Consider the following 19,215-nt stretch of genomic DNA (forward strand, 5'->3'; position numbering starts at 1 on the left):
TATTTCTATACTTTAGTTTTATAAATTTCTGATTAAGAAAAAGATTAACAAGACTTTTTATTTCTTTAAGGAATACTTTGGTTTTCCATGATTTCCGAAATTATCTGAGAATCTTGCTGTACCGTAACTTTTTCGAGTAATTTTAATAATAACAAAGGCGATATAAATGATGCTATTATTGTGTCTGGTTCTGAAGAACAAAATATAAGAATGATTGAATTATCAACAATATTCAAAGAAAATAATAGATCAGTGATCTATGATGAAAATACCAAAGTATTTTAAAGTACCATTGCATTTAACAACTACTGGATTTGAAATTTTAGAGAATTATAGAATAAATAAGCAACTATATTAATTTAAATGTATTTCAATAATAAGCGATTCAAAAGAATTAAATTTATTAATATATTATTGTCAATAAATCAGTCACTTACGAAAATGTAAGTGTTTTTTTATTTTTAATAGTAAATTTTTTCCAACCTTTTTTCCAACTCCTGCATCTTTATATATAGAAACAGTTGTTCAACCTCAAATGCAATGTTATGAGAAGTCTATATATAAAATTATTGTTGTTTTTTCCTGTGATTTATCTGGCGCAGATTCCGACGATCGAAGTTCCGGATGGGAAGGGAGGTTATAATAAAGACAGTCAGGTCATTCTTCAGAAACTCGATATCGAAACCAAAATTACAGGAAGAATTTCCACTAATGTTGTGACAATGGTTTTCAAAAACAATTCGAGCCGTTTGATGCAGGGTCGCCTTACTTTTCCGCTTCCGGAAGGTGTGAATGCGAACGGATACGCTTTAGATATCAATGGAAAACTTCGAAATGCCGTTCCTGTTGAGAAAGAAAAGGCGAAAGAAGTCTATGAAACAATCAAAAAAAGAAATGTAGATCCAGGAATTTTAGAAAAAGTTGAGGGAAACAATTTTCGCACAGTGATTTATCCGATTAATGCGAATGGTGGAGTGAGAACGGTTCAGATTACTTACAATTATGAATTAAAAAAATCGGGTAACAATTATCAATATTTTTTACCATTAAATTTAAGTTCAGCAATTCCGGAGTTTTCTATTAAAACTAGTGTTTTCCAAAATGCATTTTCGCCACAATTGGAAGAAAAACCGGATGGAAGTTTTGATTTTATTAAAAAGGGAAATGTGTGGACAGCTCAAACTCAGAAAACGAATTACAAACCTTCGCAGAATTTAAAAATTAATTTTCCGCAAAATAATGAAAGTCAAAGCATTTTAATGCAAAAAGCTTCGGATAATTCATCTTATTTTTTGGCTGGAATTAATATCAATGCCAATCAGAGAGCGAAAAAGTTACCGAATAAATTAGCTATTGTTTGGGACAACTCGTTGAGTGGACAAAAACGCGATCATACTAAAGAATTTGCTTTGTTGGATGAATATTTTAAGACCAATAAAAATCTTATGATCAACACTTATTTCATTAACAACACCTTTGATGAAGGAAAAAGTTTTAAAATTAATGATGGAAATTGGAATGATTTAAAATCTTATTTATCTCAAATTACATACGATGGCGGAACTGATTTCGGACAATTAAAATCGCTTCGAGATGACGAAATTCTCTTTTTCACAGACGGATTATCGTCTTTCGGAGAGTTGAAAATGGCTTGGAATAAACCGACTTATACAATCTCTTCTTCCAATAATGTGAATTTTAATCAATTGAAATTCATTAGCAATAAAACGGGTGGCGAATTCTTAAATTTAAATGAAAATGATCCTAAAAAAGAAGTTCAAAAGTTATTATTTCAACCGTTAAAATTTTTAGGAATTGAAAATAATTCTTCACTCACGGAAGTATTTCCTTCTTTAACACAAACAATTTCGGATGATTTTGTTTTGACAGGAATTTTAAAAGGAAATCAAACAGCTGTAAAAGCTAAATTCGGTTACGGAAACGATGTGACGGAAATCAAAACCATAGTTTTAAACACAAATGAACAAGCAATAAAAGATTGGGAAATCTCCAAATTCTGGGCTCAAAAGAAACTGAATGAACTTGAAATTTTTGAAAAACAGAATAAAAATGAGATCAAAAATCTGAGTAAACAATTTGGTTTGGTGAGCAACAATATGAGCTTAATGGTTCTGGAAAATGTGGCAGATTATGTTCGCTACGACATTGCACCCCCTGTAGAATTGCGCTCTCAGTTTAATGAAATCGTTAAAAATAACAGAACGGAAAAAGATGAAAGAGTAAAAGACTTGATGGATGATGCCATAGAAATGACAAAAAACTTAAAAGAATGGTGGAAAAAAGATTATACAAAAAAAGAAAAACTTTATCCAAAACCTTCAGAAGATTACGGATATTATGACACCATTAATGGAGTTCCCAGAAATATGCGAATTGAAGAAGTTGTGGTGACAGGTCGAGCCTCAGCAGATACAAGAAGACGGGCGCAAAGTGATGAAGCTATTGAAATCCTAAAATCCGATGCTTCAGAACCTGCAAACTCCGAAAAAAAGATAGAAGAAGTTGTAATGATGGGCTATTCAAGCAAAACTCCACAGATTGCATCTACAAATGCTGTAAGAGAAACGCGAGAAGTTAGTGTTAGAGAATTAGCATCTTTGCAGGGACAGGTAGCCGGCGTTGCAGTTGGAATAAAACCTAGAGCTAGTTCGGATTCTATAAAAACACAAGACATTAGAGAAGTAATGAACAGCGGAAGGATGCTTGTTGTAGACGTGGAATCCAACGCGGAATATATGACACTTTTTAAAGCTGCCAAAAATCCTGAAGCGATTTATCAAATTTATCTTAAAAACAGAAGTAACCATGAAAACCTTCCTCAATATTATTTTGATATTTCGCAGTTATTGTTTAAAAATAACGACAAAAAATCAGGATTAAAAGTTTTGAGTTCTATCGCAGATCTTGATCTTGAAAATGAAGAATTGTACAAATTATTGGCTTACAAATTAAAGCAAGCAGGAGTGTACAATAAAGAATTGTTGGCAGCTCAGAAAGTGTTGGAATGGCGACCTTTCGATCCTCAGAGCTACAGAGATTATGCTTTGGCTTTGGAAGATAACGGGCAGTACCAGTCGGCTTTGGATAATTTGTATAAAGTTCTGACCCAATCTTATACCAACGAATTGGCGGATCGCGACGATGGAATCGAAGAAATTATCATTATGGAAATCAATCAGTTGATAAGCAATCACGGAAATAAACTGGATCTGAAAAATATAAATCCAAAAATCATCGCAGATCTTCCGGTTAATATTCGAGTGGTTATCAACTGGAATAAAGACGATACCGACATCGATCTTTGGGTGACAGATCCGAACAATGAACGTTGTATGTATTCTCATAACCAAACAGAAATTGGCGGAAGATTGAGCAATGATTTTACGGCAGGTTTTGGACCGGAACAATTTTTACTGAAAAAAGCGATTAAAGGAAAGTATAAAATTGAGACCAATTTCTTTGGAGAAAATCAGGTGAGTATTGCGGGGCCGACAGCAATTATGGCGGAAGTTTTCATCAATTATGCTTCAGGAAAACAGGAAAGAAAAGTGGTGGTTTTCCAAAACGAAAAAAATCATACAAGAGGGGAAGACGACGGAATTTTAATTGGTGAATTTGAATTTTAAAGTAAATATAATTTGATATGAATGTGTAAATTGTGGTGGTCGATATTATGAAGAAGACAGAGTTTGGCGCTTGCAGAAATGTGAGCGCTTTTGTTTTACTAAAATTGAAATAAGAACTTACATCTGTTCGAGTTTTTTTCGTAACAAAGTTGTAGTTGGTGCAAGTTTCAAAGTTAATTATCTTTTATTTTCAATTTTTAATATAAAACACAATAAAACAATTATTTATGTTGCTTTAATCTTTCTCGGAATCCATTTAAAAGGTCAGAGAATTTATTTTGTAGACTATAAAAGTCAGGCGGGTTGGGTAAAAAAGATAAAAAATATTTGATGTATTAAAACTGAATTTTTTCAGCTTAAACATTCTAATTGAAACTGGTGGCTGAGGTTCTCAAAGCCACCAGTTTTATTTTTAAACTTATCAAGTAAATATTTAATCTTCTTGGTTCAAAAATAAAAAATTTAAACAGACTTTTTTATTTCAAAACTCCCGAATTATATTTATCATAAAGTTTAATGATTTCTACGATTGTTTTTACATTCAGTTTTTCAAAAATTCTTTTCTTGAAAGTACTTACTGTTGACATTTTAATATCAAGATTATTAGAAATTTCAAGATTTCCATGACCTTCGGCAAGTAATTTAAAAATCTGAAATTCCCTCTTCGAGAGATTGAATAAAGGAGTTATTTCTTTAGTTGAGCTAAAAAGATGATGCGTAATTTCCTGTGGATAATAATATCCTTGCTTGAAAATTGAAATCACCGCATCTACAACGTTTTCACTATGTTGCTTGTTGAGGTATCCGTCTGCACCTTCTTTGATGTATTGTACGGCAGTTTTTTCGTCGTACTCAGAAAACATTAGGATTTTTATGTGAGGATCGATTTTCTTTAATTCTTTTACCATTCTCTGGTAAGTGCTTCCGGGCATGTCGATGTCGAGCATCAGAAGGTCGTAGTTTTTCTCAGAAACTTTTTGTTTTACATTATCATAGGTTTCAGTAAAATCTATTTCGAAATCTTGATGAGCGGAATGCAGCAGGAGGGAAGCGCCCATTCTCACAACGTAATGATCGTCGGCAATAAGTATTTTTTTATTCATTAAGTATCAGTTTTTAGTAGTGCAATGTGGTTATTTCGAGGTTGAACTCAACGGGTAAAAGAAGTGCGGAATAAAGTTTTCCTCATATAATGGTGATTTATTTGATACCACAAATTTACAATGAACATTTAACATAAAATTTAATTTTGTCGAAATTTTTCTACATTTTGTAGAATTTTATCCACAAAAAAAATTTCTCCAGATTCTTTATTCAAAGTATTTTTACATAATTCAACATGTGATGAGTTAAATTTTTTCATTTAAACACAATTTTTCTTTAATAAAATAAATTAGACTGAAAACAAAACTTTAAAACAATGAAAAACAAATTTATTTTCCTGTTTGTACTTTCCATTTTCGGAAATTCTTTTGCTCAAGTGGGAATAGGGAATGCAGATCCAAAAGTAATGCTAGATGTAAGATCTACGACAGGAAATTCTGCCATCGCATTTGGTGATACCAATCAAACGGCTGCCGATGCAGGTCCGGGAGCCGTAAAATACAGCGACGGACTTTTTTACAGTAATGGTGTAACCTGGGTGCGAACTGTCGCAAGTTCACCCAACGGTTTTGTTCCCAAAGTAGTTGCTGCAGGAAAAAAAACGACTCCGCAAACATTTAGTACAGCAGAAAATGACACTCGTGTCTGGGACTTCCAAAACATTACAGTAAACGATGGAAATTGGGATATCGTAAACAACGCTTATAAAGTTCCTGTTTCAGGACTTTATCAGGTTTCTTTGGGAGGTGCGATTGGCGCAAATGCAACTTCAAATGCACAAAACTGGGATGTCTTTGTGTATACAGGCGCGACAGAAGAACGATCTGTCATGTATTCTATAAGCAATCTTGCACCCAATAACACAACATACCGAGGTGGTTCTATTGTTCTTTACATGGAGGCGGGACAGGTTGTAAAGGTAGGTTCTCACCATTGTAACGGATGTGTCGGTCCTACTCCCGTTACCTATACAATTGGTGCAAACGCATCGTTCTCGATCATGAATTTAGGTTCTTAACAGCGTAATGAAATTTCCCTTCATTTTCATTACGATTAAAAGCGCAAATGTTTATATAAAATTATTAAAGAATCCACTGAGATTCTTAAGTACTAATTACTTGCTTTAATTTTAGTTAGGTTAAAGTCTGCTTTATGGAGCAGACTTTTCTTTTTTATGAAAAATACCACATTTTTGGGATATAAAAATTTATTCTCTTTAATATTTTTTTAATTTTGTTTTACTAATCAGAATTAATATGTTCCCCAGCATTAAAAAAACACTACTTACTACACTGCTTTTATTAGTAGTAAATTATTATTCTCAAACACAAAAGCTTTCTGATCTTGATCGGGTTACAACAGATTATAGAAACAAAGGAGATATCGAAGGAGTTCTGAAATTTAATTTAAAAGAACTGGATGAATACAAAAAAGCAGATAATATTGAAGGAATTGTTAGCTCTAAAATTAATATTGGCAATGCGCTTTGTACTTTAAATAAACATAAAGAAAGTATTGAGTATCTCGATAAGGCTAAAGCCAGAATGTCCAAAATTAAAGATCCTGTTCTGTTTGCGAGACTTTATAATGAATATGGAAGAAACTATGCTTTGTTGGGACTTTATGATCAGTCTAATGTAAATTTTAATAAATCTCTTCAATATTCCGCCAAAATTACAGATCCCAAAAAGAAAGAAGATGCAGTGATATATGCCAATTCCTGGAAAACATACAATTTTGATTATTTGGATGAAGTAGATTCTTTATATGCCATTAAATATAAAACATTAAAGTTATATCCTAACGAAAGCCTCATGTATGTGCAGATTGCAGGCAGGTACATCCGGGAGAAAAAACATCTCGATTCAGCAGAGTATTATCTTAAAAAAGGGGTGCCATTGAGTAAAGCTAATCCTCTTCACCACTCTATTGCAATTACTGCTTTGGGAGATCTTTATATGACGAAGGGAGAAAACCAAGAGGCTCTAAAATATTATTTTCAAATCCTTGATTATTTTAAAAAGCTTAAAAATCCTAAAGAGGTAAGCAATACTTATAATCGTATTTCAATGGTATATGATTCTCTTGATGATAAGGAAAAATCTAAAGAGTATCTACAAAAGTATACCACACTGAGAGATAGCATAAGTGAAAGTGAACTAAAAACTATAAATATTGCTGTAAAAAGTTTTATTCAGGAAAAAGAAGAAGAAAAGAAAAAAGAAGAAAATAAACTTTACGTCCTTATTGGAGCAATTTTAATTGCTGCTATGATTCTCATTTATTTCTTGCGAAGAAGATTTGTAAAAAAACAGGCGAAGCAGGAAGAACTTATCGAACAAAAATCTCAGGAAACCGAAAAGCTGGAAAAACAGATTAATGTTTCGTTCGATGAGGTGATGCAGCTGGCAAAATCCGCAGATCCTTTTTTCTTAACGAGATTCAAAGAAGTTTATCCCGATTTCTATGAAAAATTAATTACCCATACACCCGATCTTACAGAACACGACATCCGTTTTTGCGCCTATATGAGATTGAATTTAAATACCAAAGAAATGGCACAGTTCGAAAACATCGCTATTAGAACCGTAGAATCCAAAAAATACAGACTCAAAAAGAAACTCAACCTTCCGTCTGAAGTGGATCTTACAAAATGGATTTTAGAATTGTAATTTAGATACAATTTGCACCAATATTTTTAATTCCGTCGAAATATATTTTATTGTTTTTTAGGAGCCATTTCCCGCTTTCCACTATATCTTTTGGACTACGGGCTCCAGAATTTCGTTCGTAGACCTGCAGTTTATGCTCCGCCCGCAACCCAAAAGAATGCCGTTACAATAGGGGCTAGGGTTGCAGTCATTCATTTCAATTTAAAAGATTACCACTAAATTTGTTATGCTGAAAATATTGAACATGAATTATAATAAATACCAAGTTTAATTATTTCAAAAAAGAAATAAAAAATTTAAACCACACGAAAGGACTAAATATGCTTCTGGAAATTTTGATTCTCAAACATTTTTTCTAAAAGTATTGTTAAAAACCATATCATTGATAGGATTTTTTATTTGTCGAAAGAAAATTATCTTTACTTTTGGAAAACTAACTAATTGAAATATTATTATGTTTAAAACAAAAAATTCTTTGTTAGGTTTAATGTGTGCAATCGGTTGCGCTAACGGAAATTTTATACAGGCACAACAACTAATTGAGCTTACAAATACATTAGATTTTCCAAGAAATGAAATAGTTTCTATTTCTATGACGGAATTAAGACCGTATTTGAAGAAAACCAAAGAAGCAGATCTCAGAATAAAAGACGAAAATAATAAATTTATTCCAATTCAGTGGATTGATTACGATGGAGATGGCAAAAATGATGAATTAATTTTTCAGGCAGTTATCGATGCAAAGAAAACGGTGAACTACACGATGATTGGAGACGCAAAAAATCCTGTTCCCGTTCCGAAATTATCAACCTATTCCAGATTGGTTCCTGAAAGAGTGGATGATTACGCCTGGGAAAATGATAAAGTAGCTTTCCGAATGTACGGTCCTAAAGGGCAGAAAGAAGCAGAACAGGGAATCAAAGGAAGTACACTTTCCAGCGGAGTAGATATCTGGCTGAAAAGGACAGATCAGTTAGTGATTAATAAATGGTATAAAGGTTATCTTACAGACCCGATGTATTATCATAAAGACACAAGAGGAGAGGGGTACGATCCTTATCACGTCGGAGACAGCCGTGGAGTGGGCGGAATCGGAATATGGGAAAACGATAAGCTGGAGGTTTCGAAAAACTTCATCAGTGCAAGAACAATCTCTGAAGGTCCTTTAAGAACTGTTTTTGAATTAACGTATTTCACCTGGGGAAAATATAAAGTTCAGGAAGTTAAAAGAATTTCTCTCGATGTCGGCTCAAATTTTTCCAAGTTTGAATCTACATTCACATCGCAGCTTCCGGCTCCGAATTACACCATCGGAATCAGTCTTCATAAAAATGAAGGATTGGCAAAACTCAATGATAGAAAAGGATATTACCTTCATTGGGAAAAAATTGATGATGCTTACGTAGGTGAAGGTGTAGTTGTAAACCCAAATATTGTGAAGAAATCTGTTTCTTATCGTACAGAAACTCCGGATCAAAGTAATTTGTTGATTGTCACAACACCTCAGAAAAAACTGACGTATTATGCAGGATTTGCATGGCAAAAAAGCGGACAGATCCAAAATCAGGACGACTGGGAAAAAATGTTGGAAAAACAATCTCAAATCGTCGCGAATCCTATAGTTATAAAGTTTATTAAGCAAACAAAATGATAAAATTCAAAACCTCGGTGGTTGTAATGTCTTTCGCATCTGCGTTATTTTCTGCACAGGTGAAAGATACTTTGGCGGAAAAAATTCTTCTCTATCAGCTTCCGAATGGAGGTTGGGGAAAACAGTTGGAAGATAAATCTGTCGTGAATTACAATTTACCACTCACTAAAGATCTTTTAAAAAAGGTAAAAGCAACAGGCGACGATCACGCAACAATCGATAACAATGCAACTTCAAGGGAAATTAATGCTTTAATAAAAGCATATTCCACCACAAAAAATCCAGAATATCTTAAGTCTGCAGAGAAAGGAATTAGCTATCTTTTGTTGATGCAATATAAAAACGGAGGTTTTCCACAATATTATCCAAATACAGGTTTGTACAGAAAGCAAGTGACGTACAACGACAATGCCATGATCAACGCTTTGACGGTTTTATACAATGTCGCAGAAGGAAAAAACGATTTTGATGTTGTTGATGCTAAATTGAAAGAAAAATCAAAAGACGCGGTAAAAAGAGGAATTGATTGTATCTTAAAAACTCAGGTCTTACAAAAGGGAATTCCTGCAATTTGGGGAGATCAATATAACGAAGTCACTCTTCAGCCCGACAAGGCGAGAGCTTTTGAACCTATTTCTCTGGCAACTGCAGAATCTGTAGGAATTGTACGTTTTTTGATGCTCCAGCCTGTAACTCCTGAAATTGAAAAGTCCATAAAATCTGCTGTCAATTGGTTTCAACAAAATAAAATTGAAGGATACAGCTACAACGTTTCAAAGGTCAACGGAAAGGCTGTCCGAACTTTAGCAGAAGAAAAGGGTTCTGTAATCTGGGCGAGATTTTATGACATTAATAACAACAAGCCTCTTTTCGGCGATCGAGACGGAAGCGTAAAATATAACTATAACGAAGTTTCGGAAGAAAGACGAAACGGATACAGCTGGTTCGGCGATTTTGCAGATAAATTGATTAATAAAGAATTCCCGAAATGGGCGGAGAAGAATAAAGTAACGCTTTAGGTCATTGCGAGGAAGTGACGAAGCAATCTCTTGTTTTCAATCAGATAAACTTCCAGCTTCTATATTCCAACTTCCACCTTTTTCAGGAGCTATTTCCCGCTTTCTGCTATATCTTTTTTGCCAACACTTTTTCCTTTGCAAAAAAGGAAGCCGCGGCAATCGGGGCTAAAGTGTTAGTCATCCCTTAAAATATTTGAAATAACCATAAAGTTTGTCTTTCCTTAAGAATCTAAGCACGAATATTTCCAAACATTTTTCGAATACTGCGTCTAGATTCCTACGGAAAGACAAACTTTGTGGTTGATATTTTTAGAGATTGCTTCGTCGCTTTGCTCCTCGCAATGACAGAAAAAAGACTGAGAATTTCTCAGTCTTTTTTTCAGCAATTAGTATTTAAATTTCTTATAAAGAGTTGCAGATATTTCCGGTTAATGTAGCTCCTGCATTGGCTGTAACGTCCGATTTTACCGAAGATAAAGACAACATTGGAATGGTATAAGGCGGTGTAAACGCTGTTCCGCTTCCTGCTGTATTTCCGGTCACATTTGTGAAGGTGTTGTTGGAAGTTACTGTTACGGCTGTATATCCGCTCATCAAATTGATGGGCTCTTTTACATTTTCAAACACGTTTCCATCAACTCGAATATTCGCTTGAACACCGGCTGCGATACATTTGTTGCTCACCGAACTGTTGAAATAGCTATTCACAATATGGATTTTCCCGAATCTCACTCTCGGCATACGTTCTCTACAACCTGGAGCCCACCAGCAACGAACGAAGGTAACATTCAGTTTTCCGGCATCTGCTGTTGAGGTGTCGCTCGAACCGATAAGGTTGGAAAATCTGTGATCGTCTGTTCCACCTGAACCACCCGGTTTCGGAGCTTTTAGATAATGAAATTTGGTGTAAGAAACCGTCACAAAATCTGATTTGTTTTTAATATCAAAATTTCCATCAACACCGTCTCTGAATTCACAATGGTCGATCCATACGTTTCTGCAGTCATCTAAAATCGCATTGTCCCAACCGTCTGTATCATAAGCTCCCGGTCCTTCAAAAATAAGGTTTCGGATGACGATATTGTTGCATCTTTTGATGTTGATAATTCCCGATCCGCTTGCTGTCTGGTCTGTAGAAACCAGTTTTGCACCACTCATTCCGTATAGTGTTTTTCCGGTTTGATCTTGAAGCGATAAACGGGTCGTAATGGTGATGGTTCCAGTAATTTTAATCACTTTCACTGCTGCATTTTCGATTGCTGCTTTTAATTGGGCATACGTCGTAACGGTCGTCTCAGCAGCCGTTCCGCCACCGGTTGTTCCGCCGTTTTGAGAAGCCCATCCCGGAGCAACACAGTCTGCCAAAGGAACGACAGCATTGGCCGTCAAAATACTTTTAGCGGTAAGGTTATCCGGATTTTCTGTTAAATCTGTTTTGATGTCTTCCTGTCCACAGCCGACAAAAGCAAAAGCCGAGCTTAAGGCAGCTATAAGAAAGGCTGCTTTCAATGTTGTTTTCATAGTTGTAATTTTGTTGTTATTTGATTCGGGTGTAAAATTATGTATTTGATATTTAAATGTTTTATATTTTAATATATTAATATTTATATAATTATAATGTTGTTAAATTAATATGTTAAATCGGTTGCATTTTGTTATTTGTTTAAAATATTTGATTTAATGTCTTTTTATAAATAAAATTCCCACGAATCTCAGAATTCACAGTAAATAATCTGTGCAACTTTGAAATCCGTGGGAGATTTATGTTTTATTATTTATTGAATACTATTTTACTTCAAAAATGTAGGTTTTTCCTGTCTCTGTGCTAAAGTCTAAAAGCTGTGTTTCAGGAATAGGGTAACCTTTTAACTGAGCTTTTTCGGAAATTATAGGAGCCTTAATCGGATTTACCTGATAATATTCGTTTGAATTTTCCCCATTTGCTAATCTTAGCTGAGCTTTGCTGGCTGAGGTTTTCGAAGCCAACAATTCAATCCCCTTCGCAATTCTGATTCTCGCATTTCCACCCAATGTAGATTTTACAACCAGTTTTGTCAATTTTGAATTTTTCCAGTCAATATCAATTTCAAAACCGCCTCTTGCTTTCAAACCCTTTACAGAACCGTTTGGTAAAGCATCGGGAAGTGCCGGTAAAATATAGAGATAGCCGTCATAACTTTGCAACAGCATCTCTGCAATTCCCGAGGTACAACCAAAATTTCCATCAATCTGGAAAGGCGGATGCGCATCCAAAAGATTCGGATATGTTCCTCCGGATTGCCCTTGAGATTCCATTGGAGCAGGGGTTAACTGATCTGAAATCAATTTAAAAGCACGGTTTCCGTCCAGTAATCTTGCCCACCAATTCACTTTCCAGCCCATCGACCAGCCTGTGGATTTATCGCCTCTGTAAGTCATCGAATTTTTTGCAGCTTCTGTTAAATCAGAATTTCTGAATGGTGAAATTTGTCCTGATGGAAATAAACCGTACAGATGCGAAATATGTCTGTGCTTATCATCTGTTCTGTCCATATCTTTCAGCCATTCCTGCAACTGCGCGTGTTGCCCGATCTGCATTGGAGGTAATTTGCTTAAAGCCAATTTTACTTCATCCGAAAGATCTTTATCTTCATTTAAAATTTTTGAAGCATGAATAAAATTATTAAAAACATCAAAAACCAACTGATTGTCCATCGTTGTTCCAGCCGTGATTCCGACATTATTCAAATACGTATTTTCCGGAGACATGGAAGGAGAGACAACCACATATTTTCCTGATGGATCTTTTTGCAGAACATCCAGAAAGAATAAGGCGCACTCTCTCAAGGGATTATAATTTTTCTTCAAAAATTCTTTATCTCCGGTGTATAAATAATGATTCCAGATATGTTGCGTAAGCCAAGCTCCGCCCATCGGCCACATTCCGTAAAAGCCACCGTCTACTATTCCTGTAATTCTCCACAAATCGGTATTGTGATGCGTGTTCCAGCCTCTTGCGTGATACATTTCCTTCGCGGATTCCTGTCCTGTTACCGATAAATCCTGAATCATATCAAAGAGAGGTTCGTGCATTTCGCTCAAATTTGTATTTTCCGCAGGCCAGTAATTCATTTCGGTATTGATGTTCACTGTGTATTTGCTGTCCCAGGCCGGATTTAGCTTATCATTCCAGATTCCCTGAAGATTTGCAGGCTGAGTTCCCTGTTGCGAAGATGAAATCAAAAGGTAGCGTCCAAACTGGAAATATAAAGCCACCAAATCCGGATCGCTTGAAGTTCCGAATTCTTTAATTCTAATATCTGTGGTCTTTTTCGTCTGTTCTGTTGTTCCTAAATCTAAACTTACACGCTTGAAATATTTCTGATATTTTGCAATATGAGCTTTTAATTCGTCATCATATTTTTTATTTAAAGCCGATTTTAGATATTCCGAAACTCTTGCATCTGGATTTCCCGAAATGTCGTTATATTTTTTGAAATTCGTTGCAATAGAAACATAAATAATCACTTCATCTGCTCCGGAAATGTCTAATTTATCTTTTGTTGAGGTTAATTTTCCACCTTTTAAAACAGGAAAAGCAATGGTTTTAAAATTAATTTTCCCAATTTTATTATCAACCGAACCGCTTGTTCCATTAATGATTAATTGATTCTTCTCTGTAAAAATAGATTTCTGCAAATGGGGCGTAGAAGCATTGATGGAAAAATTCAAACTTCCTTTTTGGTTGGAAGATAATTTAATCATAATCACATTATCGGCAAGAGACGAGAAAATTTCACGCTTAAAAGTTACACCATTCACTTCATAAGAAACTGTGCTAATTGCCTTTTCTATATCTAAAGTTCGATTGTAGTTTTTAAAATTTTCATGACCTTTAAAATCTAAAAACAAATCGCCCATCGTCTGGTAAGGCATGCCGTAATTCAGATTTTTCGGAGCCTGTCTCGGATAAGTTGCATTTGAAAGTTTTTGAGCTTGTTCGTACTGACCATCATTTAACAATTTTCTGATTTTCTGGATGCTGTCGAAGGTATTTTTCGGAACATTATTTCCCGGTTCGCCTGCCCAGATTGTCTCTTCATTCAACTGAAGATGTTCTTGCAAAGCCCCACCAAAAATCATCGCACCCAATTTTCCGTTTCCTATTGGTAATGCCTCATTCCAGTTTTCGGCAGGTTTATTATAAATTAATTTTAAACTTTGCTGTGCCTGAACTGAAACTGATATCATCGTTCCACAAGCCAGTAAAAATATTTTTTGATGAATGGTTTTCAGCATTTTTTTTATTTTGTTAAGATGGATTTTTTTGTTGGAAAAACACAAAGGCATAAAGATTTTTCGTAATCATATATTTAAAAATCTTCACTCGGTTTGTCATCCCGTAGGGATCTAAGCTCGAATCTTTCCATTATTTTTCTAATACTAAGCTTAGATCCCTACGGGATGACAAACTGAGTGGAAAATTTAGATGGAAAAAGTTTAAATAATTTTATTTATAAATTTACTTTGCGTTTTCTAATAAATTATAAAAAATATTACTTATTATTAATAGTCTTCAACCAATCAGAACATAATTTTTTCCAATTGTCGGTCAATTCAGATTTATTGGTAATTCCGATTTTATGTTCACCTTCTGGGAAGATAAACATGGCTCCTTTCACTTTATTTTTTATCATTTCCTGGTAGTACAAAATGCTGTTCATCACAGGAACGGTTTTGTCATTTTGAGCATGAAATAAAATTGTGGGCGGAGTTGCCGATGTCACACGATTCTGCATCGAATATTCTTTAATTTTTTCTGATGAAGCATTTTCACCAAGCAAGCTGTTTCGGCTTCCAATATGGGCAAATTCACCCAAATCGATGACCGGAGAAACCAAAATCGCAAAATTAGGAACTGTCGGAATGGATGTCCAATCACCTTTTAATTCAGTATAATCGGTTAGAATATTACTCACCGAAGCAGCTAAATGTCCACCTGCGGAAGTTCCGATAATACCGATTTGTTCTGGTGAAATTCCGTATTGTTCGGCATTTTTTCTAAGATATTTTATGGCAGCCTGAACGTCTTGTAATGGTGCGATTTCTTTTTGCTTTAAATCTGGGGAAGTCGGTAATCTGTAATTCAAAACAAAAGCAGAAATTCCTTGTGTATTGAACCATTTTGCAATTTGGTAGCCGCCCAAATCATAAGTCAGCTTGTAATATCCACCACCCGGAATAACAATAACTGCCATCTGTTTTCTTTCTTCTTTTGGAGGTAGAAAAGCGAACATTTCCGTCTCTTTTATCTGGATAATTCTTCCGTCTTTTTCTTCCGTTTTTAAAGGCATTCCTTTGGAATTCGGCATCTGACCTTTTGGCCAGACCATAATTTTTTCCTGTGCAGATAATTGAATGAAAAAAGAAATTAATAACAGAAAAGTAAATTTTTTCATAACCCGGTAATTTATTACTAAACCTTCAAGGTTTTAAAAACCCTGAAGGTTTGATTATTTTTAATTAATCTTTAAGAAAATCCTCTCTAAAAGGAGTAAAAGCATCAATCAATTGACCTGCTTCTAAACATTTTACTCCATGAAAAATATTGGGTTGAGCAAAAAATCCGTCCCCTTTTTGTAAAATTCTAATTTCGCCATCAACAGTTACTTCAAATTTTCCCTCCGCAACATAAGTTATTTGTGAATGAAAATGTTGATGAAGTGCTCCAATAGCATCTTTTTGAAATTTTACAATGACCATCATAACTTGAGAATTATATCCCACAAATTGTCTGGAAACACCGTCTCCTAAATCTTCCCATTCGGAATTTCCGTCGAAGAACGGTTCTTTTTTGAAATTCATTTTTTTATGTTTTTTAATTTTAAACTGAATTTTTTATACGCACTGTTATTCTGAAAGAAACGAAGTACAGTGAAGAATCTCTAAAAATAACGTTGAGATTCTTCCTTTGTCAGAATGACTAACTGACTGTTTTCCTCTCGCAAATTTTGCAGATTACGAAGATTCGAATTTTTAAAGTTATCATCTGTGAAAATCTGTGCAATCTGTGGGAAACAATTTTATTTAATATATTTCTCCAAACCTGTTTTCAAAGTTTTCAAATCTTTAACAGCCAATTTTGCAACGGTTTCGGCACCTAATCTTGATAAATGCGTATCATCGTCTTTTCCTTTCGGATAAAATGGTTCTTCCCCTTCTTTGTAGTGCAAATGTAGCTTTTTCGAATTTTCCGGACCATAAGCAATTTCCAACTGTTCAGTCAGTAACTGCATATCCACAAACGGAACTTTCAGATCATTGGCAACCATTCTTACGACCAAAGGATATTCCTTATGCGTATCGATTAAAACTCCGTTTTCGTTGAAATTTCTTCTTACAATTGATGTCATTAAAATTGGAGTTGCACCTTTTGCTCTTGCTTCATTTACATACCTTTCCAGATTGGCTCTGTATTGTGTATAAGGATTGGTAAATTTTGTAGAATCTTTGAATTTCTGATCGTTATGTCCGAACTGAATAATAACAAAATCACCTTTTTTCAGTTGCTTTTCCACTTTATCCCATCTTCCTTCCGTTCTGAAACTTTTAGAGCTTCTTCCGTTCATCGCATGATTTTGGATTTCGATTCCTGTGGTAAAAAATTGCGGTAATACCTGTCCCCAACCATGTTCAGGGTTTTTATCGGGATTTTCTTTGTTTGCCATTGTAGAGTCGCCGATGAGAAACAGAGTAGGCTTTTTTTGAGCCAAAATTAAAGTTGAAAAGGCTATGCTGAATAGCAAAAGTATTTTTTTCATTTTTAAATTTTTTTATTTAAACTTGAGAGATGCTTCGAAAGACTCAGAATGACATTGCGACAAATTTCTTGTTAAATTAAAACAGTTAGTATTAGAATTGTCATGCTGAGCTTGTCGAAGCATCTCAATAGATTATTTTATCATTTATTTGGATTCCAGTTATTAAAAATCTTTTCTAAAGTATAATCTTTCAAATCTTTCTTCGTCAGTTGATGTGACCAGCTCACACGTTTTGAAATATTTCCGCCATCGCCTTTACTTCCAAATTCTGCGTAATAAGCTGTTTTTTCTTTATCAGGGAACATTTTGTCACCTTTCCACGGATTCCAGCCTTCGGGAACAATGTGTTTTCCCATTTCTGTGTTGATGAAAACTGTTTTTGCATAAGGTCGCCACGGTCTTCCTAAATATACTTTTGTAATGCCTTCTTTGGCAATTAATTTACAATCAAAAAATACAAAACCATATTGTCTGTCGGCTTCTGTTGCCGCTGCGGTGATGTAAGAATCAGCTAAACTTTTAATGGTGCAATTTTTAAAAACAACCGTTGCCTGTCCGAAAATAAAATCGGTTGTTCCTTCGATATAGCAGTTTTCAAAATATTGTCTGCTGTGATTGGTTGCGGAATAAATTGTATCCTGACAACCTAATATATTTGAATTTTTAATCACAAAACGGTCACCTTCTACATGGATAGAAACCGCCTGTCCTTCGTTGCAGGAAGAGTTTTGAATCGTTAGATTACTAACTTTAATATCATCACCCATCACCAAGAAAGTGTAAGAATTGAACGTTGTCATTTTTTCATTAAATGAATCCAATTTCCCTGAAAAATCATTGTTGGTAATGATCGTGTTGTCTTTATTTTCACCTTCTAATGTGATTTTATGTTTTGAAGAAGGAATTACCACTTTTTCATTATAGATTCCTGATTTAATAAAAACCAAAGCTTCAGCCGGCCCCAGATCTCTGATGGAATTAATCGCTTTCTGAATTGATGTAAAATCACCGCTTCCGTCTTTAGCAACGGTAATTTTAAGATACGGATCATTTCCTGCAAAGAGAAAATTCGCCATTGAAATGAGAAGAATTAAAAATAATTTTTTCATAAAACTTGCTTTAAATTAGCCTTAATCTCAACCTAAATTTATTTTAAAACTTTATCTAAAAAACTGACGGTCAAATTTAAAGTTTCTGTAAACCAAGGTTCTGCCGACCAGAATGAATGCGGCGTATCTTTGATTTCATGAAACTCTGTGTGAATATTATAACCCTTCAATTTCTTCATCATATCATCTCGACCTGCATGAAAGCGAGGTTGTGAACTGTTGATAAAAAGGGTTGAAGGGGTATTTTTATCCACATATTCCAAAGGTGAAGCCTTAGTCCAGTTTTTTAAATTACTCTCTTTGTCGCCGTCAAGCCAATACGCAGCGTAGGTACTTTCCTCGGCTTCAGGATGAATAAATGAAACGATTCCGTCTACATTGACGATAGCCTGAATTTTATTCTTTTTCTTTACACCAACCAAAGTCGCAATTTGTGCTCCTGCAGACTCACCCAAAACGACTATTTTCTTTTTGTTTAAAGAATACTTTTTATGGTTTTTCTTCAGCCATTGAATGCCGGTTTCAATATCTTCAACTCCCGCCGGATATTTTGCGACATCGGCTAATCGATAACCGATTGCGATCACCACATACCCTTTGGAAGCCAGTTCCATTGCCATGAATTTTTCATTTTCCTTGCTTCCTGAAATCCATCCACCGCCATGAACCATCGCAATTCCCGGATATTTTTTCGATTGATTCAAAGGATAAAAAACATCTGCTTTTAAAGAAAGCCCGTCGATATTGGCATATTCCACATCTTTATCGATTTTGATATTTTGTGGAACAGGTCGGTCAATCGGAGTAATAAAAGGATATTTTTTCTTGAATTTTTCAAACGTACCTTCGTTCGTGTAAGGAGTGGCATTCGGTCGATTTACCTGCCCGAATGCCATTGTCCCCACAAAAAAAATAGAAATATAAGTATGTTTTCTGTTAAAAATCATTCGCTTATGGAAGTTTTTTAATACTGGTTTTTATTTTTCTGTTTGTTGGATTTTCGCAAAGACACAAAGTTTTTTTGTTTTTAGAATGTATTTTAGGACTCAAAGACACTTCGACAAGCTCAGTGTGACATCCCTAATACTAACTGTTAATAAGCTGTCATGCTGAGCTTGTCGAAGCATCAATCTGACAAAAGATTTTCAGTACTAAATTTTATCGAAGATAAAATCCTTGTGTCTTAACATAAAGTATAAAAATAACCTTTGTG

Annotated in this window: 13 protein-coding genes; 5 read left to right on the top strand and 8 right to left on the bottom strand. The window is 34.7% G+C overall.

The annotated features are described in order from the left end of the window. Positions 1-545: 545 nt before the first annotated feature. Entirely contained in the window at positions 546-3,647 is a 3,102-nt protein-coding gene (locus ACKX2A_RS15220) for a VIT domain-containing protein (RefSeq protein WP_415325590.1), read from the top strand. Positions 3,648-4,123: 476 nt separating this feature from the next. Here ACKX2A_RS15220 and ACKX2A_RS15225 read toward each other — a convergent pair whose 3' ends face one another. Beyond that, positions 4,124-4,750, bottom strand: a complete 627-nt coding sequence (locus tag ACKX2A_RS15225; RefSeq protein WP_415325592.1) for a response regulator — start codon at positions 4,748-4,750, stop codon at positions 4,124-4,126. Between the two features lie 317 nt (positions 4,751-5,067). Between ACKX2A_RS15225 and ACKX2A_RS15230 the strand changes: the two genes are divergently transcribed. From ACKX2A_RS15230 to pelA, 4 genes are all read left to right on the top strand, one after another. Next, positions 5,068-5,769, top strand: coding sequence for a hypothetical protein (locus ACKX2A_RS15230; RefSeq protein WP_415325594.1), 702 nt, complete (start codon positions 5,068-5,070; stop codon positions 5,767-5,769). A gap of 238 nt (positions 5,770-6,007) precedes the next feature. Beyond that, positions 6,008-7,423, top strand: a complete 1,416-nt coding sequence (locus tag ACKX2A_RS15235) for a tetratricopeptide repeat protein (protein ID WP_415325595.1) — start codon at positions 6,008-6,010, stop codon at positions 7,421-7,423. A gap of 454 nt (positions 7,424-7,877) precedes the next feature. Then, the gene (locus tag ACKX2A_RS15240; protein ID WP_415325596.1) at positions 7,878-9,074 is read left to right on the top strand and encodes a DUF4861 family protein; all 1,197 of its coding nucleotides are present in this window, start codon (positions 7,878-7,880) and stop codon (positions 9,072-9,074) included. After that, positions 9,071-10,093: a pectate lyase gene (gene pelA, locus ACKX2A_RS15245; RefSeq protein WP_415325597.1), complete on the top strand. Its 1,023-nt coding sequence runs from the start codon at positions 9,071-9,073 to the stop codon at positions 10,091-10,093. The genes ACKX2A_RS15240 and pelA overlap by 4 nt, the downstream gene beginning before the upstream one ends. 402 nt (positions 10,094-10,495) lie before the next feature. Here the strand turns inward: pelA and ACKX2A_RS15250 are convergent, their stop codons facing one another. From ACKX2A_RS15250 to ACKX2A_RS15280, 7 genes are all read right to left on the bottom strand, one after another. After that, entirely contained in the window at positions 10,496-11,614 is a 1,119-nt protein-coding gene (locus ACKX2A_RS15250) for a pectate lyase family protein (RefSeq protein WP_415325599.1), read from the bottom strand. 264 nt (positions 11,615-11,878) lie between these two features. Further along, positions 11,879-14,371 carry a glycosyl hydrolase family 95 catalytic domain-containing protein gene (locus ACKX2A_RS15255; RefSeq protein WP_415325600.1) on the bottom strand — a complete coding sequence of 831 codons (2,493 nt, stop codon included), beginning with the start codon at positions 14,369-14,371 and terminating at the stop codon, positions 11,879-11,881. 257 nt (positions 14,372-14,628) lie between these two features. Next, a complete protein-coding gene (locus ACKX2A_RS15260) occupies positions 14,629-15,531 on the bottom strand; it encodes an alpha/beta hydrolase (RefSeq protein ID WP_415325601.1) in 903 nt (300 codons plus the stop codon). A gap of 64 nt (positions 15,532-15,595) precedes the next feature. After that, a complete protein-coding gene (locus ACKX2A_RS15265; protein WP_415325602.1) occupies positions 15,596-15,937 on the bottom strand; it encodes a cupin domain-containing protein in 342 nt (113 codons plus the stop codon). Positions 15,938-16,155: 218 nt separating this feature from the next. Continuing rightward, entirely contained in the window at positions 16,156-16,893 is a 738-nt protein-coding gene (locus tag ACKX2A_RS15270; RefSeq protein ID WP_415325603.1) for a rhamnogalacturonan acetylesterase, read from the bottom strand. A 140-nt stretch (positions 16,894-17,033) separates the two neighbouring features. Then, complete coding sequence (locus ACKX2A_RS15275) at positions 17,034-18,002, bottom strand: pectinesterase family protein (RefSeq protein WP_415325605.1); 969 nt, start codon at positions 18,000-18,002, stop codon at positions 17,034-17,036. A 38-nt stretch (positions 18,003-18,040) separates the two neighbouring features. Next, positions 18,041-18,949: an alpha/beta hydrolase gene (locus ACKX2A_RS15280; RefSeq protein WP_415325606.1), complete on the bottom strand. Its 909-nt coding sequence runs from the start codon at positions 18,947-18,949 to the stop codon at positions 18,041-18,043. Between the last annotated feature and the right edge of the window lie 266 nt (positions 18,950-19,215).

Source organism: Chryseobacterium sp. MMS23-Vi53, from assembly GCF_047651245.1.
Lineage (GTDB): Bacteria > Bacteroidota > Bacteroidia > Flavobacteriales > Weeksellaceae > Chryseobacterium.